This window comes from Nocardioides luteus (assembly GCF_000960475.2).
Classification (GTDB): domain Bacteria; phylum Actinomycetota; class Actinomycetes; order Propionibacteriales; family Nocardioidaceae; genus Nocardioides; species Nocardioides luteus_A.
On sequence record NZ_JZDQ02000048.1, the window covers coordinates 21,463 to 43,064 of the forward strand.

Sequence of the window (21,602 nt, forward strand, 5' to 3'; positions counted from 1 at the left end):
GTCACAGCCATCCGGCCTGGGTGCCGCCGACACGGGCGGCCTCGATCTGTTCCTGGTAGCCGCTGGCGAGGTAGGCGCGCATCGGGTCCGCGGGCAGGCCGTGGTCCTCCCGCCACCCGCCGAGGTCGGCGCGTACGTCGGTGTAGAAGGCGTCCATGAAGATCTCGTTGGCCAGGAGTACGTCGCCGTCCTCCTGTGCCCGGGCGAGAGCATCGGTGTCGAGGAGCAGCGCCCGTGCGGACATCTCCTGGACGTTGAGCACGGACCGGATCTGGCCCGGGATCTTCTTCTCGATGTTGTGGCACTGGTCGAGCATGAAGGCGACGCCGCCCTCCTTGACCGGCTTGAACCCGCCGCCGCGGACCACCTCGACGAGGATCCGGAAGAGCTGGAACGGGTCGGCCGCACCGACGATCAGGTCGTCGTCGGCGTAGAAGCGGCTGTTGAAGTCGAAGGAGCCGAGCTTTCCGAGCCGCAGCAGCTGCATCACGATGAACTCGATGTTGGTGCCGGGTGCGTGGTGGCCGGTGTCGAGACAGACGACGGCCCGGTCGCCGAGCGCGCTGACCTGGGCGAACGAGGTGCCCCAGTCGGGGACGTCGGTGTGGTAGAACGCCGGCTCGAAGAACTTGTACTCCAGGACCAGGCGCTGGTCCTCGCCGAGGCGCTCGTAGATAGTGGCGAGGGACTCCGCGAGCCGGTCCTGGCGGCCGCGCATGTCGGCCTGGCCCGGATAGTTGGAGCCCTCGGCGAGCCAGATCTTCAGGTCGCGCGAGCCGGTCGCGTTCATCACCTCGATGCACTCGAAGTGGTGGTCGATCGCCTTCTGCCGGATCTTCGCGTCGGCGTGGGTGAGCGCTCCGAGCTTGTAGTCGTCGTCCTGGAACGTGTTGGAGTTGATCGTGCCGAGCGCGATGCCCTGGTCCTCGGCGTAGCTGCGCAGGGCCGCATAGTCGTCGACCTTGTCCCACGGGATGTGCAGCGCGACGCTCGGCGCAAGGCCGGTGAAGCGGTGGACGGTCGCCGCGTCGGCGACCTTCTCCTCGGGGGTGCGCGGCGTGCCCGGGGTGCCGAAGACCTTGAACCGGGTCCCCGAGTTGCCGTAGGCCCACGAGGGGACCTCGATCTCCAGGGCGGCCAGGTCGCCCGAGATCTGGTCGAACGTCGTCATCGGAGAGCCTCTCTAATCCGCGAGTTGAAAGGTTTCAAAGCGCGCATCCGACGTTAGTGGCGCACGTCACTTGCGTCAAGTGGTGCGCGGGGTTCGTTTCGTTTCAGCGGGTGGCCGCGGCGACGTACGTGGGGCGGGGCGAGGTTGTGCCTTCGAGCCTCCGGGGCTGGCGCGCGATGCTCGTACGTTCGGAGGCGGCATGGCCGCAGCAACGGGTTCCCCCACTCCTGCGCACAGCTCCCCACCTCGGCGTCGTTTCCCCACCCTCCGGCGCATGGGGAAACGACATGAGGAGGGGGAATCTCCGCACCAGTGGGGATCGGTCGTGGTGCTAGGACCCTTCGGCCGCGCCCAGCTGATCCTCGAGGTGGAAGACCTCCTCGAGCCGGAGGAAGCCCTCGTCCGGAGCGACGCCGTCGAGGTCCTCGAAGAACTCCGCCATCTCGGCCTGCCAGCGGGCGTTGACCTCGGTCGCGGCCATCCCGGCCTGAGCAGCCTCGATGGAAGGCGTCTCCAGATAGCCGATCAGCAGCCCGTCGGCGCGCAGGAACAGCGAGTAGTTGTGCCACCCGGTGTCTTTCAGTGCCTGGAGCATCTCGGGCCAGACGGCGGCGTGGCGTAGCTTGTACTCCTCCACGCGCTCGGCCTTGACCTGCAGCTGGAAGCAGACGCGCTCCATGACAACCTCCGGTGAAACGATTTAGAATCTGGACGATAGTGAGCCGGACGGAATCGGTCAACCGGCAGATGCGTGGCTGCTCGCCACAGCCGCGGCCACCGGCCTATGCTGCGATTGAACGTTTCAGGAAGGAGCCCAGGTGGCGATCACTCCGGCTGCGGGTTCGCCGCGCAGCGCCTCGGTCAAGGATGTCGCGGCCACCGCCGGCGTCTCCCTCGGCACGGTGTCCAACGTGCTCAACCGTCCCGAGCGCGTCAGCCGGACGACGCGCGAGCGGGTGGAGCGCGCGATGGCCGACCTCGGCTTCGTACGCAACGAGTCCGCACGCTCGCTGCGCACCGGCAGCACCCAGTCGCTGGCCTACGTCATGCTCGACGCCGGCAACCCGTTCTTCACCGACGTCGCCCGCGGCATCGAGCTGGCCGCCGAGGCGGCCGGGCTCTCGCTGTTCCTGTGCAACAGCGACGGGCGCTCGGCCCGCGAGGGCGCCCACCTGGCCCACCTGCAGCAGCAGCGGGTCCAGGGCATCCTGATCACTCCGGTCGACCCGGACGATCCACAGATCGACCAGCTGAGCGAGCGCGGCACCCCGGTCGTCATCGTCGACCGCACCCGAGCGGGATCGTCGTTCTGCTCCGTCGCGGTCGACGACGTCCTCGGCGGGCGACTGGCCGTGGAGCACCTCATCGACGCGGGCCACAAGCGGGTGGCGTACGTCGGCGGGCCGGAGTCGATCGGACAGGTCCGCGACCGCGGCGAGGGCGCCCGGCAGGCCTGGACCGAGGCCGGGCTTCCGCCCGAGGACCTGATCACGCTCTCCTGCGAGGCACCGACCGTCGCCGCCGGCCGCGCGGCCGGCGAGCGGCTCGTCGGGCTGCCCGCCCGCCGCCGCCCCACCGCCGCGTTCTGCGCCAACGACCTGATCGCGCTCGGGCTGCTCCAGCAGACGATCTCCAGCGGCCGGACCGTACCCGGCGACCTCGCGATCGTCGGCTACGACGACATCGAGTTCGCCGCCGCCGCGGCCGTGCCACTCACCTCCGTACGCCAGCCCCGTCAGGACCTCGGCCGCCGCGCCGCCGAGCTGCTCCTCGACGAGGTCGGCGACCCCGCCCACCAGCACGAGCAGGTCGTCTTCACCCCCGAGCTCGTCGCCCGCGCCTCCACCCTCGGCCGCCCCTGACCGCCGACCCGGCGCATCTGTCTCAGATCCAAGCGCCGACTCGGCGCTGATGTCCCGCGTTTCGGCGCCCAGTCGGCGCAACTGTCCCGGGACCTGGGGCAGTTGCGCCGACTCGACGGTGTCAGGCGGGACAGACGCGCCGAGTCGGCGAGACGGGCTGGGACGTCTGTGGAGCCTCGGAGCGCGGCGTACGTCATCGTCGGATGCCTTAGGCTCCAGGAGCGGAAGCCGAAGGAGAGTCAGTGGCCGGAGAACGTGCAGCGACGCTGAGCGACGTCGCCCGCGAGGCGGGTGTCTCGCTGGCCACCGCGTCGCGCACGCTGAACGGGAGCGACCGGGTGGTGCGCCCGGAGCTGCAGGAGCGTGTCCTGGCGGCGGCGAACAAGCTCGGCTACACGCCCAACGCCAACGCCCAGGCGATGGCGCGCGGCTCGACCGAGACGGTCGGGCTGCTGGTCAAGGACATCTCCGACCCCTACTTCTCCACGATCGCCGGCGGCCTGGCCGCCGAGGCCGAGAAGCACGGTCTGCTGGTGATGCTGTGCAACACCGGCGGTCAGCCCGAGCGTGAGAAGAAGTTCCTGGCCGCCCTGCGGCGCCAGCGGAGCCGGGCGATCGTGCTGGCGGGTAGCGACACCGCCGACATGGGTCACACCGGCGAGGTCGCCGACCTGCTGACGTCCTACCTGGACGGCGGCGGCCGGGCGGCCGCGATCAGCCAGCCACGCCTGCCGGTCGACACCGTCGTGATCGACAATCACGGCGGCGCCCAGGCCCTGGCCGAACGGCTGGTCGGCCTCGGCTACCGCCGCGCCGCGGTGCTCACCGGCCCCGAGGACCTGCTGGTCTCCGCCGAGCGCCACGCAGGCTTCTCGGAGGCATGGATCGACGCGACCGGGTCCGAGCCGACGGCCCTCACCGACGAGTTCAGCCGCGACGGCGGCCACCGGGCGATGTCCCGGCTGCTCGAGGACCGCCGGAGCAATGGCACAGAGATCGACTGCGTCTTCGCCGTCAACGACCTGATGGCCGTCGGCGCCCTGGCCGCCTGCCGGGAGGCCGGCGTCGAGGTCGGGCGCGAGCTGGCCGTCGCCGGCTTCGACGACATCGAGACGCTCCGCGACGTGACGCCGGGCCTCACCACCGTACGTCTCCCCCTGGCCGAGATCGGCCGGCAGGCTCTCGAGCTCGTGCTCGGCGAGCCGTCGGCCGAGCTCCGCAACAAGCCCGTCCACGGCGAGGTCGTGCTGCGGGAGAGCACTCCCCCGCGCAGCTGAACATCCCGACCCGGCGGAACAGACGCGCCGACTCGACGTCTGTGGGCGAGACAGATGCGCCGGCTCGACACCGAGAAGCGGGACAGACGCGCCGAGTCGGCGGGGCTTGACGGAACGGGGCTCTTGCGACGGGCGCCACACGTGCCATACCGTGATCGGAAAGCGCTTTCCCCCATCGCTTCCAGGCTCTCTGCAGACGAGGAACCCCACATGGCGACACGACGGCTCGGCATCATCATGAACGGCGTCACCGGACGGATGGGCTACCGCCAGCACCTGGTGCGCAGCATCCTGGCGATCCAGGAGCAGGGCGGTGTCGAGCTCTCCGACGGGACCCGGATCCAGCCCGATCCGATCCTCGTCGGGCGCAATGCCGAGAAGCTCCAGGACATCGCCAAGGAGCATGGCCTGGACCGTTGGACCACCGATCTCGACGAGGCGCTGGGCAACGCCGAGGACTCGGTCTACTTCGACTCGCAGCTGACGAACGTCCGCGAGGCCGCCATCACCCAGGCCATCGCGGCCGGCAAGCACGTCTACACCGAGAAGCCGATCGCCGACGATGTCGAGGGATCGCTGCGCCTGGCCCGCCTCGCCGCCGACAGAGGCGTGAAGACCGGTGTCGTCCACGACAAGCTCTACCTGCCGGGCCTGCTGAAGCTGCGCCGTCTGGTCGAGTCGGGCTTCTTCGGGCGCATCCTCAGCGTGCGCGGCGAGTTCGGCTACTGGGTCTTCGAGGGCGACCTGCAGCCCGCCCAGCGGCCGAGCTGGAACTACCGCAAGGAGGACGGCGGCGGCATCACCATCGACATGTTCCCGCACTGGAACTACGTCCTGGAGAACCTCTTCGGCAAGGTCGAGGCCGTCACCGCCAAGGTCGTCACCCACATCCCCGAGCGCTGGGACGAGAAGGGCGAGGCGTACGCAGCCACCGCCGACGACTCCGCCTACGGCATCTTCGAGCTCGAGGGCGGCATCATCGCCCAGATCAACTCCTCCTGGGCGACCCGGGTCAACCGTGGCGAGCTGGTCGAGTTCCACGTCGACGGCACCCACGGCTCCGCGGTCGCCGGCCTGCACCACTGCGTCACCCAGGACCGCAACCTGACCCCGAAACCGGTCTGGAACCCCGATCTCGTCGAGTCGATCCGGTTCCGCGACCTGTGGAACGAGGTCCCCGACAACCAGCCCTTCGACAACGGCTTCAAGGCGCAGTGGGAGCAGTTCATCCGCTACGTCGAGGGCGACGGCGAGCACCCCTACGACTTCATGGCGGGCGTGCGCGGCCTCCGGCTCGCCGAGGCCGGGCTCATCTCCTCGGCCGAGGGCCGCCGCATCGAGCTCGGAGAGATCGAGCTGTGACCTCCGTACGCCTCCCTCTGCCCGACGGCGGCACCGAGCTGCACACGCTCGCCGGTCCCCGCGAGTGGGCGAAGCCCACCGCGCCGTTCACCTCCCGCACCGCGTACGCCGCCGCCCACGTCGTCCCCCGCACGCTCGGCGAGAACGTCCCTGGTGCGCCCGCGGACATCGACTGGGACTCGACGCTCGCCTATCGCCACGAGCTGTGGTCCTACGGTCTCGGCGTCGCCGAGGCGATGGACACCGCTCAGCGCGGCATGGGGGTCGACTGGACCGCGGCCGCCGAGCTGATCCGTCGTTCGGCCGCGGAGGCGGCGACCGTGGGTGGCGCGATCGCGTGTGGTGCCGGCACCGATCAGCTCGTCCTGTCCGCCGTACCCGAAGGCCGGCAGGGCCTGGACACCGTCGTCGACGCCTACCGCGAGCAGATGAAGGTCGTCGCCGACACCGGCGCGACCACGATCGTGATGGCCTCGCGTGCCTTGGCGCAGGTCGCCCGTGACGCCATGGACTACGTCGAGGTCTACGCGACCCTGCTCGACGAGGCGGACAGCCCGGTGATCCTGCACTGGCTGGGCGACATGTTCGACCCGGCGCTGGCCGGCTACTGGGGTTCGACGGACGTCGCGGAGGCGACCGAGACGTTCCTCGAGGTCGTCCGTGCCCGTCCCGGCAAGGTCGACGGGGTCAAGGTCTCGCTCCTCGACGCCGAGCACGAGATCGGGCTGCGCCGGGCACTGCCCGAGGGCGTACGTCTCTACACCGGGGACGACTTCAACTACCCCGAGCTGATCGTCGGCGAGGGCACCGAGGAGGGCGAGTTCTCGCACGCGCTGCTCGGCATCTTCGCGGCGATCCACCCGGCCGCCTCGGCGGCGCTGCAGGCGCTCGACAACGACGACCCCGGCACGGCACGCCAACTCCTGGACGACACCCAGGCGCTCGGCCGGAAGATCTTCGAGGCGCCGACCTACTACTACAAGACTGGGATCGCGTTCCTCTCCTGGCTCAACGGCCACCAGCCGGCCTTCTCCATGGCCGGCGGCCTGCACGCCGGCCGCTCGCTGCCCCACCTCGCTGAGGTCTTCAAGCTGGCCGACGCGGCCGGACTCCTCACCCAGCCCGATCTCGCGGCCGCACGCATGCGCGCCTTCCTCACCGTGCAAGGCGTCGACCAGTGACCGACCACGCCAGCGGGCTCGAGCGGCTCTCCCTCAACACCAAGACCACCAACTCCTGGACCCTCGCCGAAGCCGTCGACGGCGCCGCTCGCGCCGGGATCCCTGCCCTGGGGCTGTGGCGCGACCGGGTCCACGAGGCGGGCGTGGAGAAGGCCGCCAAGCTCGTACGCGACGCCGGGCTGCGCGTCTCCTCCCTCTGCCGCGGCGGGTTCCTGACCGCGTCCGACCCTGCCGGGATCGCGGACGCCCTCGCCGACAACAGGCGGGCGATCGACGAGGCCGCGATCCTGGGTACCGACGCTCTGGTGATGGTCGTCGGGGGTCTCCCCGAGGGAGACGTGGACCTGGCCGGGGCCCGGGGCCGGGTCGCCGAACGGCTCGCCGAGCTCGCCCCGTACGCCCAGGCCGCCGGCGTGAAGCTCGTCCTGGAGGCGCTGCACCCGATGTACGTCGCCGACCGGGCGGTCATCTCCACCCTCGGCCAGGCGCTCGACCTGGCGGCACCGCACCCGGTCGACGCGGTCGCGGTCGTCGTGGACACCTTCCACGTCTTCTGGGACCCCGACCTCGCCGCCCAGGTCGATCGGGCGGGCGCGGAGGGGCGGATGGCGGCGTACCAGGTCTGCGACTTCAACCTACCGATCCCCGCCGACGCACTGCTGGCGCGCGGGATGATGGGCGACGGGGTCATCGACTTCGCATCGATCACCCGGATGGTCGCCGCGGCCGGCTACACCGGTGACGTCGAGGTCGAGATCTTCAACGATGCCGTCTGGGCCGCCGACCCCGACGAGGTTCTCGCCACGATGACGCAGCGCTACCGCGACCTCGTGCTCCCCCACCTGTGATGGCTGGATCTCCGGTTGTCGTGGTCGCCTGCGACAAGTTCAAGGGCTCCCTGACCGCCCGCGAGGTCGACGAGGCCGTGGCCGCAGGGATCCTCGCGGCGGACCCCAGGACAGAGGTACGCATCGTGCCCATCGCCGACGGCGGCGACGGCACCGTGGCGGCCCTGGCAGGCGCCGGCTTCGACCTGGTGCCGGTCACCGTCGCCGGCCCGACGCTCGAACCGGTGGCGGCGCACTACGCCGTCCGCGGCGACCTGGCGGTCGTCGAGCTGGCCGACACCTGCGGGCTGCTGCGGCTGCCCGGAGGCCAGCTCGCCCCGCTGACGGCCTCCTCCCGCGGGCTCGGTGAGGCCGTGCTCGCCGCCCTCGACGGCGGCGCCCGCACGGTGGTCATCGGTCTCGGCGGCAGTGCCAGCAACGACGGCGGAGCAGGGATGCTCCGCGCACTCGGCGCCCGGCTTCTCGACACTTCCGGGGCCGAGGTCGCGGAAGGCGGAGCGGCCCTCCAGGACCTGGCGCGCATCGACCTCGACGGCCTCGACCCGCGCCTCCAGGAGACCGAGATCGTGGTCGCCTGCGACGTCGACAACCCGCTGCTCGGCCCCCGCGGCGCGGTCGCCACCTTCTCGGCACAGAAGGGCGCCGGCCCCGAAGAACGGGCCATCCTCGAGGCGTCCCTGGCGACGTACGCCTCCCTCGTCTCCGCCGTGCTCGATCTCCCTGGCCTCGACCTCTCCGCGCCGGAAGACGCCCCCGGTGCCGGAGCGGCCGGGGGCGTCGGGTTCGCCGCCCTCGCGGTGCTGGGCGGCCGGGTCGAGCGGGGTGTCGACCTCCTCCTCGACCTGGTCGGCTTCCACGAGGCCCTCCACGGCGCCGACCTGGTGGTCACCGGCGAGGGCTCGTTCGACCACCAGACCCTGTCGGGGAAGGCGCCGATGGGCGTGCTTCAGGCCGCACGCAGGCGCGGCATCCGCGCCGTCGTCGCTTGCGGTCGCACCACCCTCTCCCCCGCCGAGGCCGAGCACGCCGGCGCCGTGGCCGTCCACGCCCTCACCGATCTCGAGCCGGACCCCGAGCGCTGCATGACGTACGCCGCCGAGCTGCTCTCACAGCTCGGCGGCGGAGTCGTGTAACACGTCGTTCGTAGGTCTATCCGGTCGTTCTGATGGGGCGAGCAGTCCTACGAACAGCGTGTTACACCCGCGAGAGAGGTCAGAAGTCGAAGTCGTCGATGTTCGACTCCTCGAAGACCGTCGGCTCACCGAGGACGATGACACCGTCGGCGCCGACGGTGTACTCGCCCAGGTCACCGGCCTTGAACGTGTCGCCCTCCTTGCCCTCGATGTCACCGGAGGCGAGCGCGTCGGCGGCGTAGGCGGCCAGGTAGCCGAGCTGCTCGGGGTCCCAGAGCGCGAAGGACTTCACGGTACCGTCCTTGATGTACTCGCGCATCTGGTTCGGGGTGCCGAGACCGGTCAGCGCGACCTTGCCCTTGTACTCCGAGTCGGACAGGTAGCGCGCGGCCGCGGCGATACCGACCGTGGTGGGGCTGATGATGCCCTTGAGGTTCGGGTGGGACTGCAGCAGGCCGGCGGTCTTGTCGAAGGACGTCTGGTCGTCGTCGTTGCCGTAGACGGTGTCGACGAGCTTGATGTCGGGGTGGTTCGCCGCGAGCTCCTCCTCCATCAGCTTGATCCACTCGTTCTGGTTGGTGGCGTTGGCCGCCGCGGAGAGGATCGCGATCTCGCCCTTGTCGCCGATCTGCTCGGCGATCAGGTCGACCTGGCTCTTCGCGATGCCAGCGGCGTCGGCCTGGCTGACGAAGACGTCGCGGAACTGCGGCTCGGTGTCGGAGTCCATCGTGACGACCTTGGTGCCGGCGTTGCGGGCCTCGTCGAGGGCGTCGCCGATCGCTTTCGGGTCGTTGGCCGAGACGACGAGCGCGCCGGCGCGCTGCTGGGTCGCGGTGTTGATGAAGCTGACCTGGGAGTCGGGGGTCGACTCGGTCGGGCCGACCTGCTTCCACGTCGTACCGATCTCGTCAGCAGCCTTCTTGCCGCCCGCGTCGGAGGCGTCGAAGTAGGGGTTGCCGAGGTTCTTCGGGATGAAGGTGATGCTGCTGGTGTCGCCGCCACCCTCACCATCGCTGCCGCTGCCGCTACCGCCGCAGGCGGACAGCGCGAGGCCGAGGGCCGCAACGATGGCGACGGCGCTGCCGGCACGTCGGAACTTGCTGGTCATGTCTCACTCCGATTTCTTTGAGGATGGTTCGTCCGAGCTCTGTTCGCCACGTTCTTTCGGCAGGCGATGGGTGCCGACGATGCGGCCGGTCCAGCCGAGGACGCTGGCTGCGATGACCGCTGCGATGAGAAGTACGCCGGTGATGATCTGGATGAGGTTGGCGCTGAGGCCGTCGAGGCGCAGCGCGCTGCCGATCGTCCCGATCAGGACCACGCCGGCGATGACACCGGGGATGGCGCCGCGGCCACCGAAGATGGAGACCCCGCCGAGCAGCACGGCCGCGATGACCTGCAGCTCCATCCCGGTGGCGTTGTCGCCCCGCGCGCTGCCGTAGCGGAGCGTGAAGTAGATGCCCGCCAGCCCCGAGATCAGCCCGCTGAGGGTGAACAGGATCAGCTTCGTACGGTCGACGTTGACGCCCGAGAAGCGGGCCGCGTCCTTGCTGAGGCCGGCGGCGAAGATGCCACGGCCGAACGGCGTGAAGTGCAGGACGACCGCGAAGACCACGATCAGGACGACCAGCGGGATCGTCATCAGCGGGATCTGGGAGCCGCCGATCCGGGCCTGGACGAGATCGCCCCAGGCGTCGGGCCAGTCGGTGATCGCGGTGGTGCCGAGGGCGCCGACCGCGATGCCACGGAAGAGCGCCATGGTGCCGATCGTGACGGCCAGCGACGGCAGCCCGTAGCGGGTGACGAGCACGCCGTTGAGCGCTCCGGCCACCGCACAGGCGAGCAGCGCGAGCACCATCGCGACGGCCACCGGGAGGCCCTCGCGGTGCACGACCCCGAACAGGACGCTGGAGAGCCCGACGACGCTCGCCACGGACAGGTCGATCTCGCCGGTGATGATGATCAGCGTCATCGGCAGCGCGATCAGCAGGATCGGCGCGATGTCGAGCACCAGGAAGTAGACCGTGATCGGGTCGGAGAAGTTGAGGATCGCGATCGAGGCGTACGTCCAGACGACCACGAGCAGGGCGATGATCGCCGAGTCGCGGGTCATCAGGGTGCGCTGCCACCAGGGCTTGGCGTGCGCCGCGTACGTGCGCGCGGGTGCCTTCTCGGCGAGCAGACTCATGCCTCTTCCCTCTCTGCGAGGAGCTTGTCGTGCTGACGGCGGGCGAAGTAGCGGTCCAGGACGATGGCGCCGATGATCAGCGCGCCGACGACCGCCTGCTGCCAGAAGTCGGGGATGCCCAGGACCGGGAGCGCCCGGTTGATGGTGGTGAGGAGGTACGCCCCCAGGGCTGCCCCGAGGACGGTGCCGCTGCCGCCGAAGATGGCCACGCCACCCACGACCGCGGCGCCGACGGCCTCGAGCTCGATGCCCTGGCCGACGCCGGAGCTGATGGTGCCGTAGCGGGAGACGTACAGGATCCCGGCGAGGCCGGCGAGCGCGCCCGAGGTGGCGAACGCCTGCAGGACCCGGCGCTTGTCGCGCAGCCCGTAGAGGGTGGCGGCGTCGGGGTCGGAGCCGATCGCGTAGAACTCCCGGCCGACACGCGTGGAGCGCATCAGATAGACGGCCACGGCGAGCAGCGCGAACGAGATCCACGCCAGGTTGGGGATGAACAGGAACGATCCGGTGCCGAAGTCGAGCAGCCCGGGCGGGATGTCGGAGGCGTTGATCCGGTCGCTGCCGGCCCACTCGAGCATGATCCCGCGGTAGACGTAGAGCGTGCCGAGGGTGATGACCAGCGCCGGCACCTTGGCGAAGGCGACCAGGGCGCCGTTGACCAGACCGAGCACGGCGCCCGCGGCGACGGCGATCAGGACGACCACGATCACCGGCAGCCCGGTGTCGAGGAAGAGACGACCGGCGAGGTACGCCGTCAGCCCGAGCGTCGAGCCGACGCTGAGGTCGACGTTGCGGGTGACGATCACCATCGCCTGGCCGATCGCCAGGCAGACCAGGATCGCAGGGGTGAGGGTGAGGTCGCGCCAGCCGTCCGTGCTGAACAGGAAGTTGGGGTTCACCGCCGTGGTCACCACGAGCAGCGCGATGAAGGCGACGGCGATGCCGGTCTCGCGCTGCTTGAGGAGCCAGGTCAGCCGGTTGGCTGCACGATGGCGTGGCTGCGGCGCGGTGGGGGCGGGCGCGTCGAGCGTGGTGGTCATGATGCCTCGCTGACGTTCAGGGTGGTGGAGTGATGGGCCGTGGCCGCGCGCATGACGGTCTCGGGGGTGGCCTCCGCGCGGCTCAGCTCGGCCGTCTGGTGGCCCTCGCTGAGGACGATCACGCGGTCGGCCATCCCGAGCACCTCGGGGAGCTCGGAGGAGATCATCAGGATCCCGAGACCCTCCTGGGCCAGCGTCGAGAGCAGCCGGTGGACCTCGGACTTGGTGCCGACGTCGATGCCCCGGGTGGGCTCGTCGATGATCAGCACCTTCGGCTGGGTGGAGAGCCACTTGGCCAGCACGACCTTCTGCTGGTTGCCGCCCGAGAGCGTTCCGGCCAGGGTGTCGAGCGTCGCGGCCTTGACCTCGAGCCGGGCGGCCCAGTCGGCGGCCGAGCGGTTCTCGATGCCGGTGCTGATCAGCCCGGTGCGGGCGAGCCGGCCGCTGGTCGGGAGGGTGATGTTGCGCGAGATCGGCGCGTCCAGGACGAGACCGTGCTGGCGGCGGTCCTCGGGGACGAACGCCAGCCCCATCTCGATCGCCCGCCGCGGGTCACCCGGCGGGACCGGCTGACCGTCGAGGGTGACCTCGCCGCTCTCGTAGGGGTCGACGCCGAAGATCGCCTGGGCGACCTCGCTGCGCCCGGCGCCGACGAGGCCGGCCAGGCCGACGATCTCGCCCTCGCGGACGGTGAGGCTGATGTCCTGGAACAGGCCGGTGCGGGTGAGGCCCCTGACCTCGAGCAGGGGCTTGCCGACGGTGGCCTCGAGCTTCGGGTAGAGGTCGGAGACCTCGCGGCCGACCAGCCGGCGGACGATCTCGTCCTCGGTGACGTCGGCGATCGGGTCGGTGGAGATGTAGGCGCCGTCGCGCATCACCGTGATCGTGTCGCACAGCGCGAACACCTCGTCGAAGCGGTGCGAGATGAAGACGACGGCGCAGCCCTGGTCGCGCAGGGTGCGCGCCACGGTCATCAACCGCTCGACCTCGTTGCCCGACAGGGCCGCGGTCGGCTCGTCCATGATCAGGACCTTGGCGTCGAGGGAGAGCGCCTTGGCGATCTCGATCAGCTGCTGGTCGGCGATCGAGAGGCCCTCGGTCGGCCGGTCGGGCTCGATCGGCACGCCGAGCCGGGCGAAGAGCTCGACGACCTCGGTGCGCATCGCGGCGCGGTCGATCCTGCCCCAGCGGTTGGTCGGCTGGCGCCCCATGAAGATGTTCTCGGTGACCGAGAGGTCGGGGAAGAGCGTCGGCTCCTGGTAGATGACCGCGACGCCGGCCTGCTTGGCCTCGGCGGTGTTGCGGAAGTCGACGCTGGTGCCGGCCAGGAGGTAGTCGCCGGCGTCGCGGCGGTAGAGCCCGGCGACGATCTTGACCAGGGTCGACTTCCCGGCTCCGTTCTCTCCCACGAGCGCGTGGATGGATCCGGCCTCGACCCGAAGGCTTCCCGACCGGAGGGCGCGTACGGGGCCGAACGACTTGGCCACGTCCCGCAGCTCCAGTGCGGCGGGTGTGTCCGGCATGGGCAGCTCCTCGAATTGAAAGGTTTCAAGCCTGGTTTACGCTAGTGATGGCAATCACATACGTCAACACTCTGAGGCGGCTAATTTGAGCGAGGTCCGGACTTTGTCATCAGACCGCTTCGACGCCCGCACGCGTCCGGGAGGGAATCCCGCCGCGTCAGACCGCGTTGAGAGCCCCATGCACGCACTCTGGGTATGGGCACATCCGCACGCGTCATCGCTCAACGGACGACTCCGGGAGGTCGGTCTGGACGCGCTCGGCGCGGCTGGCTGGAGCGTCGACGAGATCGACCTCTACCGGATGCGTTTCAACCCGGTTCTCGCCGACCAGGGCGGGGCCGACGTACGCCGCCACCAGGAGCTGCTGGGGGCCGCCGATCTGCTCGTCGTGCAGTTCCCGCTGTGGTGGTATTCGATGCCGGCCATCCTCAAGGGCTGGATCGACCGGGTCTTCGAGTCGGGCTTCGCCTTCGACGTACCGGATCCGGAGACGGGCAAGCCGCTCAAGTACGGCAAGGGCGGTCTGGCCGGCAAGCGCGCGCTGACGGTCGTCACCGCCGGAGACCGGGCCGCGACGCTCGGTCCGCGCGGGATCAGCGGCCACATCGAGGACGTTCTGTGGCCACTGCTGCACGGCACCTTCTGGTACACCGGCATGGACCCGCTGCGCCCGCACCTGATCACCAACGCCGACACTGTCGACGCCGAGGCCATGGCCCGGATCGAGGCCGACCTGACCGTACGTCTCGCGGGCGTGATGACCGAGCCCCGGATCGACTACCGGCCCATGGCCGAGGAGCACTACGACCACACGATCAGGCTCCACGACTCGGTCGCTCCCGGCGAGGACGGGCTGAGCGCCCATCGCCAGGGCTGAGGTCGTGCCCCGGAGAGGTGGGGCCGCCTGCTACGGTCGTCGAGCCAGCCGCTCGGGACGTAGTCCCGGCACGGGAACCCGGTGGGAGTCCGGGACTGACGCGCAGCGGTGTGGGTGACGGACGGGACACTGTGCCACTGGGCCCTCGGGCCTGGGAAGGCGTCTCGCGCCGGTCGATCCCGAGTCCGAAGACCTGCTGGCCCTGCAGCAGACCGCTGCCGGTCAGCACGGGCGACGCGCACCAGCCCGCGACCCGCTCGAGGACCGACGTGCACCTGCCTCGCCCCATCCGAACGATCACCGCGAGCACCGTCCTGGTGCTCGGCTCCACGCTGGCCGGCTGCGCCGCCGATCAGTCCTCTGGAGCACCACAGGCGGCCGCCGACACCGCCGGCTTCCCGCTCACGCTGACCAACTGCGGGCGCGAGATCACGCTCGAGGCACCGCCCGAGCGCGCGGTCTCGCTCAACCAGGGCTCCACCGAGATCCTGCTCTCGCTCGGCCTCGCCGACCGGATGGCCGGCACGGCGGTCTGGACCGACCCGGTGCTCGACTCGCTCGCCGAGGACAACGAGCGCATTCCCCGGCTCGCCGACAACTGGCCCTCCTACGAGCGCGTCCTGGAGGCCGAGCCCGACTTCGTCACCGCCTCCTTCATCAGCACCCTGGGCGAGGGCGGGGTGACCACGCCCGAGGACCTGGAGAAGCTGGGCGTCGGCTCCTACCTCTCCCCCGCCGAGTGCGTGAAGGACAACGAGGGCGACGACGACGGCACCCGCCTGGACCCTCTCGAGATCGAGACGATCTACCAGGAGATCACCGAGCTGGCCCGGATCTTCGGCGTACCCGAGCGCGGCGAGGAGCTCGTCTCCGACCTGTCTGCGCGCCTCGAGGCGGCCGAGCGCAAGGCACCGGCGCGCGAGGTGAGCGCGATGTACTGGTTCGCCAACTCCGAGTCGCCCTACCTGGCCGGCTGCTGCGGCGGCCCCGGCATCATCGGCCGCGCCCTCGGTATCGAGAACGTCTTCGACGACACCACCGACGAGTGGCCGCAAATCAACTGGGAGACCGTCGCCGAACGCAACCCCGACGTCATCGTCCTCGGCGACCTCACCCGCAAGAGCCAGACCGCCGAGACCGCCCGCGCGAAGATCGACTACCTGAAGAGCAACCCGGTCACCGCCCAGATGGACGCGGTCCGCAACGACCGCTTCGTCACGCTCTCCGGCGCCGAGCTCAACCCCTCGATCCGCACCGTCTACGCGGTCGAGAACGTCGCCGACCAGCTCGCCGACCTGGGCCTATGACCCTGCGCGCGCAAGACCCCCAGCCGAGGCGTCACCCCGGTCGGCCGAGGCGTCGCTCCGGTCGGCCGACCGGGCACAGCCGTGACACCTCGAGCGACGTACGTGACGCCTCGGCCGACGTACGTGACGCCTCGGCGATCGGGGTCACCGGGATGCTGCTGGGGCTGGCTCCCCTGCTCGTGCTGGCCTCGGTCGCGGGGGCGATCACGGTCGGGCCCTCCGACCTGGGCGTGGCCGACGTGTACGGCGTCGTTGCCGACCGGGTGGGGCTCGGCTCGTCCGACCTGACCCTGCTGCAGCAGAGCATCGTGTGGGACCTGCGGCTGCCGCGTACGTTGCTGGCGGGGATCTGCGGGGCGGGGCTGGCCATCTGCGGGGTGATCCTGCAGTCGCTGCTGCGAAACCCGCTCGCCGATCCGTTCGTGCTCGGCATCTCCTCGGGCGCCTCCACTGGAGCGGTCTCGATCGTGGTGCTCGGCATCGGGTCGGGCGCGATCGGGCTCTCCACCGGGGCCTTCGTGGGTGCGCTGGCCTCGTTCGGACTCGTGCTGCTGCTCGCCTCGCTCGCCGGCGGCACCACCGACCGGCTGGTGCTGGCCGGCATCGCCGCCACCCAGCTGTTCTCGGCCCTGACCTCGTTCATCGTGTTCACCGCGGCCGACGCCGAGCAGACCCGCGGGGTGCTCTTCTGGCTGCTCGGGTCGCTCTCCTCGGCGAGCTGGACCGACGTCCTCGTCTGCGGGGTGATCGTGCTCGGCGGGCTGCTCTGCTGCGTCGCGGGCGCGGGGTGGCTGGACGCGTTCGCGTTCGGCAACGACGCGGCGGCCTCGCTCGGCGTCGACGTCACGCGCATCCGGGCGGTACTGCTGGTGCTGACCGCGCTGATGACGGCCGTCATCGTCTCCACGTCCGGAGCGATCGGCTTCGTCGGGCTCGTCCTCCCCCACCTCGCCCGCGCGCTGGTCGGGGTCGGGCACCGGCTGCTGCTTCCGGCCACGGCGCTGCTCGGCGCGATCTTCCTGATCTGGGTCGACACCGCGGCCCGTACGGTGATCGACCCCGAGGAGCTCCCGGTCGGGGTCGCGACCGCGCTGGTCGGGGTGCCGGCCTTCGCGCTGGTGCTGATGCGGGCACGCCGATGACGGCGCTCGAGGCCGAGCGGGTCCGCTGGGCGCCTCGTGGCCGCTTGGTCGTCGACGACGTGTCTCTCCGGGTCGAGGACGGCGCCACGGTCGGGCTGCTCGGGCCCAACGGCTCCGGGAAGTCCTCGCTCATCCGGATCCTGGCCGGTCTCCGGGCACCCTCCTCCGGTGACGTACGCCTCGACGGCAACCCGCTCGCCGGGATGTCCCGGCGCCGGCTTGCCCGCCGGCTCGCGGTCGTCGAGCAGGAGCCGGCGACCAGCCAGGACCTCCGCGTGCGCGATGTCGTCGCCCTCGGCCGGGTCCCCCACCGCCCGGCCTGGGCTCCCGACAGCACCCAGGACCGCGCCGTCATCGAGGAGGCGGCCGCCCACGCGGGCATCGCCGACCGCCTCGACCAACGCTTCTCGACGCTGTCGGGCGGCGAGCGGCAACGTACGCAGATCGCCCGGGCGCTCGCCCAGGAGCCCGAGATCCTGCTCCTGGACGAGCCGACGAACCACCTCGACGTACGTCACCAGCTGGCGCTGCTCGCGCTGGTCCGCCGGATGCCCACGACCTGCCTCGTCGCCCTGCACGACCTCAACCTCGCCGCCGCCTACTGCGACCAGGTCTTCGTGCTCTCCCAGGGCCGCGTCGTGGCCGGCGGCCCTCCCGCCGAGGTGCTCACCGAGTCCCTCATCTCGGAGGTCTACGGCGTCCGCGCCCGGGTGCACCACGACGAGGGCGTCGTCATCCGCTTCCTCGGCCCGCTGTGACCTGCGATCAGAGCTGGGAGTCGTAGACGCGTACGTAGTCCACGACCATGCGCTGCGGGAACTGGGTCGTGCCGTCGGGGTTGCCGGGCCAGTTGCCGCCGACCGCGACGTTGAGGATGAAGAAGAACGGCTGGTCGAAGACCCAGGGGTTGGCGCCGGTGTTGGCCGTGGTGAAGGTCTGGTAGGCGACCCCGTCGACGGACCAGGTGATCGAGCCGGGCTGCCAGTCGACGGCGAAGGTGTGGAAGGTGTCGGCGAAGGACCAGCCCTGCGGGTGCATGTACTGACCGGTGATGCCGTTGGCGCCCGAGTAGCCGGGACCGTGCAGGGTGCCGTGGACCAGGTGGGGCTCGTAGCCGACGTTCTCCATGATGTCGATCTCTCCGGAGCCGGGCCATCCGACGTTGTCGAACTGACCGCCCAGCATCCAGAACGCCGGCCAGATCCCCTGGCCGCGCGGGATCTGGATCCGTGCCTCCAGGCGCCCGAACTTCGGCTGGACCTTGCCCTTGGTGGTCAGCCGGGCCGAGGTGTAGCCGCTCCCGTTCTGCCGGGCGGTGATGACCAGGTTGCCGTTGCCGTCGAGCGCGGAGTTGTCGCGGGAGTCGGTGTAGGTCTGCAGCTCGTTGTTGCCCCAGCCACCGCCTCCGGTCTCGAAGTTCCAGCTGGCGCCGTCGGGGGCGCTGCCGGCGGGGCCGTCGAACTCGTCGGACCAGGTCAGGGCGGCGGCCCCGACCTCTCCGGCGGGGGCTGCGCCCTCGCCCGCGGGCACCGCGGCCGGTGCGGCCAGCGGGGCCACCAGGACGAGGGCCACGGCGGCGGTCGCGGTCAGTGTGGTGCGGATGGTGCGGATGGTGCGGATCCTCGAGCTACGCATCGAACGCTCCTTCATGGGGGTTAACTGTAAAGCGACCTTACAGATATCTGCTCTTCGCCGGAACGGAAACGCCGGGCGACGTCCGGTCACCGCCAGTTGCCTCTCGATGCGCTCTAATTGGTCACCGGAACGGGGGCCATCGGGGGCCTCCGCAGGAGGTGATCGCAATGGCACGGGATCCGTACAGGCCACGGACGCCGATCATCGGCATGGTGATGGTGTTCCTCGCCCTGGCGATCGTCGGGGTCACGGCGTACCTGCATCTGGGCTGGTGGTCGCTGATCGGCTACGCGGCCGCGGCGGTCGTCGCCGTCGTCGGCGGGTGGCTGCTGTTCAAGGACGTGCCCGAGCCGCCTCACTCCGGACCGGGAGCAGACCGATGACCGACACCGACGACCAGACCGTCCACCAGACCGGCCTGACCGACGAGGACGAGGGCTACCACAAGAGCCTCAGCCCGCGGCAGCTGCAGATGATCGCGATCGGCGGCGCCATCGGCACCGGCCTGTTCCTGGGCGCGGGCGGCCGCCTCCACGAGGCAGGCCCCGGTCTCTTCCTCGTCTACGCCTTCTGCGGCGTGTTCGTCTTCCTCATCCTGCGCGCGCTCGGCGAGCTCGTGCTGCACCGGCCGTCGTCGGGGTCGTTCGTCTCCTACGCCCGCGAGTTCCTGGGCGAGCCGGCCGCCTTCGCCGCCGGCTGGATGTACTTCCTGAACTGGGCGATGACCTCCATCGTCGACGTCACGGCGATCGCGACGTACGTGCACTTCTGGGGCACGTTCGAGGCCATCCCGCAGTGGCTGATCGCGCTCGTGGCGCTCGCGGTCGTGCTCTCGATGAACCTGATCTCGGTCAAGCTCTTCGGCGAGCTGGAGTTCTGGGCAGCGCTCATCAAGGTGGTCGCGCTGCTCGGGTTCCTCGTGCTCGGGATGATCGTGCTCGCCGGGCGTGACGAGCTCAACGGTCACGAGACCGGGATCGGCATGATCATCGACAACGGCGGGCTGTTCCCGGTCGGCGCCCTCCCGCTCGTCGTCGTGGTCTCCGGCGTCGTCTTCGCGTACGCGGCCGTCGAGCTCGTCGGCACCGCGGCGGGCGAGACCGCCGAGCCGGCCAAGGTCATGCCGCGCGCGATCAACTCCGTGATCGCCCGGATCGCGGTCTTCTACGTCGGTTCGCTGGTGCTGCTCGCGCTGCTGCTGCCCTACACGTCCTACCGGGCCGACGAGAGCCCGTTCGTGACGTTCTTCGACCAGCTCGGGATCGCGAACTCCGGCACGATCATGAACCTCGTGGTGCTGACCGCGGCGCTCTCCTCGCTCAACGCGGGCCTCTACTCGACCGGGCGGATCCTGCGCTCGATGGCGATGAGCGGGAGCGCACCGAGCTTCACCGCGAAGATGTCGAGGAACGGGGTTCCGTTCGGCGGGATCCTGCTCACCGGGTGCATCACGCTGCTCGGTGTCGGCCTCAACGCGATCGTCCCCGGGCAGGCGTTCGAGATCGTGCTGAACATGTCGGCCCTCGGCATCATCGCCTCCTGGGCGACCATCGTGATCTGCCAGATCCAGCTCTACCGGCGCTGGAAGAACGGCCTGATGTACCGGCCCGAGTTCCGGCTGTGGGGCTCGCCGTGGACCGGCTACGCCACGCTCGTGTTCCTCGCGACCGTGCTCGTCCTGATGGGCTTCGACTACCCGATCGGCACCTGGACGGTCGCGACCCTCGTCGTGATCATCCCGGCGCTGATCATCGGCTGGCGCCTCGTCCGCGACCGTGTCCAGCAGATCGCCCTCGAGCGCGAGGGCTACACCGGCGCGATCCCGATCCGGGCCGAGCGCCCGATCGCCGACGAGGCGACGGGCGACTCCCGCGACTCGCGGGATTCCCGCGAATCCCACGACGACGAAGGGCCGAGCAGCTGATCAGGCGACCGGGCCCTCGCCGAGGGTGACGGTCCCGGCGTGGGCCTCGCCGGTGGCATCGGTCCAGCCGACGGGGATCCGGTCGCCCGGCTCGTGCTCGGCGAGCACCGAGGTGATGTCGTCGATGCTCGCCACCGCGGTCCCGTCGACGGAGGTGATCGTGCTGCCCTCGGCGATCCCGGCCGCCTCGGCGGCGCCGTCCTCGACCACACCGACGACCAGGGTCGAGCTCGTCGTGTCGACCTGCACCCCGAGCGCTGCGGCCGAGCCACCGATCTCGACGTCACCCGACTCCTGCCCGGCGAGGATCTGGGCGGCGATGTCGAGCACGGTGTCGATCGGGATCGCATAGCCGGAGATCTCGGCCGAGCCCGAGGTGGCGGCGACGTTCATCCCGATGACCTCGCCGTCCTCGTCCAGCAGCGCGCCGCCCGAGTCGCCGGAGACGACGTCGGCGTCGGTCTCGATCAGGTTGGTGAGGTCGGCCGCGGTGCCGTCCTCGTCGTGGACGGTGATCGCCGTGCTCGGGTCGGTGACCGTCCCGTCCGCCGCCGAGAGCGACCCCTGTCCTTCGGCGTTGCCGACCGACGTGACCTGCTCGCCCTGGGTGGCCGGGTCTCGGTCGGTTGCCACGGTCGAGAGCCCCGAGGCGTCCTCAAGCTGCAGCACCGCGACGTCGTGGGTGGCGTCGTAGCCCAGCACGGTCGCGGCGTACGTCTCCCCGGTGCTCGGGTCGGTCACCGTGATCGAGGTGGCGCCCTCGACGACGTGGTGGTTGGTCACCACGATCCCGTCGTCGGTGATCGTGAGCCCCGTGCCCGCGCCCCGGGCGGTGCCGTAGTCGACGGTCGTGTCGACCAGCACGACGCCGGTCGACTCGGCCTCGGTCGCCGGCTCGGAGTCGACCGTCGCGGTCGAGGTGCCGAGGCTCTGCCGGTAGGGGTCGACCCTCCCACCGGAGCCGCCGATCCCGCCCTGGTAGCCCTCACCACCGTACGTCTCGGTGGTGCCCTGCCCAGGGCTCGCCTCGGCGACGTACGTCCGGCTGGCCGCGATCGCCGTCGCCGCGAGCGCCGGGGTGGCGACCGGGATCGCGACGAGCGGGATTGCCGCAACGGCGAGCAGAGACTGG

20 protein-coding genes and 1 riboswitch are annotated in these 21,602 nt (G+C 70.5%); of the genes, 12 read left to right on the top strand and 8 right to left on the bottom strand.

The window, feature by feature from the left end:
* Position 1: 1 nt before the first annotated feature.
* Together rhaI and UG56_RS24965 are read right to left on the bottom strand one after the other, a co-directional pair.
* Positions 2-1,171 (bottom strand): L-rhamnose isomerase, encoded by a 1,170-nt coding sequence (gene rhaI, locus UG56_RS24960; RefSeq protein ID WP_045551692.1) that lies wholly within the window; start codon positions 1,169-1,171, stop codon positions 2-4.
* 331 nt (positions 1,172-1,502) lie between these two features.
* Entirely contained in the window at positions 1,503-1,850 is a 348-nt protein-coding gene (locus UG56_RS24965; RefSeq protein ID WP_045551693.1) for an L-rhamnose mutarotase, read from the bottom strand.
* 139 nt (positions 1,851-1,989) lie between these two features.
* Between UG56_RS24965 and UG56_RS24970 the strand changes: the two genes are divergently transcribed.
* From UG56_RS24970 to UG56_RS24995, 6 genes are all read left to right on the top strand, one after another.
* Positions 1,990-3,033 (top strand): LacI family DNA-binding transcriptional regulator, encoded by a 1,044-nt coding sequence (locus tag UG56_RS24970; protein ID WP_071327318.1) that lies wholly within the window; start codon positions 1,990-1,992, stop codon positions 3,031-3,033.
* A 242-nt stretch (positions 3,034-3,275) separates the two neighbouring features.
* Complete coding sequence (locus UG56_RS24975) at positions 3,276-4,310, top strand: LacI family DNA-binding transcriptional regulator (protein WP_045551795.1); 1,035 nt, start codon at positions 3,276-3,278, stop codon at positions 4,308-4,310.
* A gap of 210 nt (positions 4,311-4,520) precedes the next feature.
* Entirely contained in the window at positions 4,521-5,672 is a 1,152-nt protein-coding gene (locus tag UG56_RS24980; protein WP_045551796.1) for a Gfo/Idh/MocA family protein, read from the top strand.
* Positions 5,669-6,853 carry a dihydrodipicolinate synthase family protein gene (locus tag UG56_RS24985; RefSeq protein ID WP_045551797.1) on the top strand — a complete coding sequence of 395 codons (1,185 nt, stop codon included), beginning with the start codon at positions 5,669-5,671 and terminating at the stop codon, positions 6,851-6,853. The genes UG56_RS24980 and UG56_RS24985 overlap by 4 nt, the downstream gene beginning before the upstream one ends.
* The gene (locus UG56_RS24990; RefSeq protein WP_045551798.1) at positions 6,850-7,701 is read left to right on the top strand and encodes a sugar phosphate isomerase/epimerase family protein; all 852 of its coding nucleotides are present in this window, start codon (positions 6,850-6,852) and stop codon (positions 7,699-7,701) included. Before UG56_RS24985 ends, UG56_RS24990 begins: the two co-directional genes overlap by 4 nt.
* Positions 7,701-8,834 carry a glycerate kinase gene (locus UG56_RS24995; RefSeq protein WP_071327322.1) on the top strand — a complete coding sequence of 378 codons (1,134 nt, stop codon included), beginning with the start codon at positions 7,701-7,703 and terminating at the stop codon, positions 8,832-8,834. The genes UG56_RS24990 and UG56_RS24995 overlap by 1 nt, the downstream gene beginning before the upstream one ends.
* Before the next feature lie 79 nt (positions 8,835-8,913).
* On the opposite strand, the gene rhaS is transcribed toward UG56_RS24995, so the two are convergent.
* From rhaS to UG56_RS25015, 4 genes are read right to left on the bottom strand one after another with little or no spacing between them, the layout of a single operon-like run.
* Positions 8,914-9,942, bottom strand: coding sequence for a rhamnose ABC transporter substrate-binding protein (gene rhaS, locus UG56_RS25000; RefSeq protein WP_045551099.1), 1,029 nt, complete (start codon positions 9,940-9,942; stop codon positions 8,914-8,916).
* Between the two features lie 3 nt (positions 9,943-9,945).
* On the bottom strand, positions 9,946-11,022 hold the full coding sequence (locus UG56_RS25005; protein WP_045551098.1) for an ABC transporter permease: 1,077 nt from the start codon (positions 11,020-11,022) through the stop codon (positions 9,946-9,948).
* Positions 11,019-12,062: an ABC transporter permease gene (locus tag UG56_RS25010; RefSeq protein ID WP_045551097.1), complete on the bottom strand. Its 1,044-nt coding sequence runs from the start codon at positions 12,060-12,062 to the stop codon at positions 11,019-11,021. The genes UG56_RS25005 and UG56_RS25010 overlap by 4 nt, the downstream gene beginning before the upstream one ends.
* Entirely contained in the window at positions 12,059-13,585 is a 1,527-nt protein-coding gene (locus UG56_RS25015; protein ID WP_045551096.1) for a sugar ABC transporter ATP-binding protein, read from the bottom strand. The genes UG56_RS25010 and UG56_RS25015 overlap by 4 nt, the downstream gene beginning before the upstream one ends.
* Positions 13,586-13,763: 178 nt before the next feature.
* Between UG56_RS25015 and UG56_RS25020 the strand changes: the two genes are divergently transcribed.
* From UG56_RS25020 to UG56_RS25035, 4 genes are all read left to right on the top strand, one after another.
* The gene (locus UG56_RS25020) at positions 13,764-14,462 is read left to right on the top strand and encodes an NAD(P)H-dependent oxidoreductase (RefSeq protein WP_045551095.1); all 699 of its coding nucleotides are present in this window, start codon (positions 13,764-13,766) and stop codon (positions 14,460-14,462) included.
* 28 nt (positions 14,463-14,490) lie between these two features.
* Positions 14,491-14,677: riboswitch (cobalamin riboswitch) on the top strand.
* Between the two features lie 54 nt (positions 14,678-14,731).
* Complete coding sequence (locus UG56_RS25025; protein ID WP_052694065.1) at positions 14,732-15,769, top strand: ABC transporter substrate-binding protein; 1,038 nt, start codon at positions 14,732-14,734, stop codon at positions 15,767-15,769.
* On the top strand, positions 15,766-16,911 hold the full coding sequence (locus tag UG56_RS25030; protein WP_256206892.1) for a FecCD family ABC transporter permease: 1,146 nt from the start codon (positions 15,766-15,768) through the stop codon (positions 16,909-16,911). Before UG56_RS25025 ends, UG56_RS25030 begins: the two co-directional genes overlap by 4 nt.
* Positions 16,908-17,669 carry an ABC transporter ATP-binding protein gene (locus UG56_RS25035; protein WP_045551094.1) on the top strand — a complete coding sequence of 254 codons (762 nt, stop codon included), beginning with the start codon at positions 16,908-16,910 and terminating at the stop codon, positions 17,667-17,669. The genes UG56_RS25030 and UG56_RS25035 overlap by 4 nt, the downstream gene beginning before the upstream one ends.
* 7 nt (positions 17,670-17,676) lie before the next feature.
* Here UG56_RS25035 and UG56_RS25040 read toward each other — a convergent pair whose 3' ends face one another.
* Positions 17,677-18,546, bottom strand: coding sequence for a glycoside hydrolase family 16 protein (locus UG56_RS25040; protein ID WP_256206893.1), 870 nt, complete (start codon positions 18,544-18,546; stop codon positions 17,677-17,679).
* A gap of 167 nt (positions 18,547-18,713) precedes the next feature.
* Here UG56_RS25040 and UG56_RS25045 point away from each other — a divergent pair, with 167 nt between their 5' ends.
* Both UG56_RS25045 and UG56_RS25050 read left to right on the top strand, forming a co-directional pair.
* The gene (locus UG56_RS25045; RefSeq protein WP_045547858.1) at positions 18,714-18,929 is read left to right on the top strand and encodes a hypothetical protein; all 216 of its coding nucleotides are present in this window, start codon (positions 18,714-18,716) and stop codon (positions 18,927-18,929) included.
* On the top strand, positions 18,926-20,470 hold the full coding sequence (locus tag UG56_RS25050) for an amino acid permease (protein WP_045547859.1): 1,545 nt from the start codon (positions 18,926-18,928) through the stop codon (positions 20,468-20,470). Before UG56_RS25045 ends, UG56_RS25050 begins: the two co-directional genes overlap by 4 nt.
* Here UG56_RS25050 and UG56_RS25055 read toward each other — a convergent pair.
* Positions 20,471-21,602: S1C family serine protease (locus UG56_RS25055; protein WP_071327319.1), on the bottom strand; the 1,132-nt coding region annotated here is incomplete at its 5' end.

Coding starts and splice junctions, on each gene's coding strand:
- UG56_RS24980 (WP_045551796.1), top strand. CDS start 4,521: ATGGCGACACGACGGCTCGGCATCATCATGAACGGCGTCACCGGACGG.
- UG56_RS25040 (WP_256206893.1), bottom strand. CDS start 18,546: ATGCGTAGCTCGAGGATCCGCACCATCCGCACCATCCGCACCACACTG.
- UG56_RS25035 (WP_045551094.1), top strand. CDS start 16,908: ATGACGGCGCTCGAGGCCGAGCGGGTCCGCTGGGCGCCTCGTGGCCGC.
- UG56_RS25015 (WP_045551096.1), bottom strand. CDS start 13,585: ATGCCGGACACACCCGCCGCACTGGAGCTGCGGGACGTGGCCAAGTCG.
- rhaI (WP_045551692.1), bottom strand. CDS start 1,171: ATGACGACGTTCGACCAGATCTCGGGCGACCTGGCCGCCCTGGAGATC.
- UG56_RS25020 (WP_045551095.1), top strand. CDS start 13,764: ATGCACGCACTCTGGGTATGGGCACATCCGCACGCGTCATCGCTCAAC.
- UG56_RS25045 (WP_045547858.1), top strand. CDS start 18,714: ATGGCACGGGATCCGTACAGGCCACGGACGCCGATCATCGGCATGGTG.
- UG56_RS25010 (WP_045551097.1), bottom strand. CDS start 12,062: ATGACCACCACGCTCGACGCGCCCGCCCCCACCGCGCCGCAGCCACGC.
- UG56_RS24965 (WP_045551693.1), bottom strand. CDS start 1,850: ATGGAGCGCGTCTGCTTCCAGCTGCAGGTCAAGGCCGAGCGCGTGGAG.
- rhaS (WP_045551099.1), bottom strand. CDS start 9,942: ATGACCAGCAAGTTCCGACGTGCCGGCAGCGCCGTCGCCATCGTTGCG.
- UG56_RS24995 (WP_071327322.1), top strand. CDS start 7,701: ATGGCTGGATCTCCGGTTGTCGTGGTCGCCTGCGACAAGTTCAAGGGC.
- UG56_RS25005 (WP_045551098.1), bottom strand. CDS start 11,022: ATGAGTCTGCTCGCCGAGAAGGCACCCGCGCGCACGTACGCGGCGCAC.
- UG56_RS25030 (WP_256206892.1), top strand. CDS start 15,766: ATGACCCTGCGCGCGCAAGACCCCCAGCCGAGGCGTCACCCCGGTCGG.
- UG56_RS25050 (WP_045547859.1), top strand. CDS start 18,926: ATGACCGACACCGACGACCAGACCGTCCACCAGACCGGCCTGACCGAC.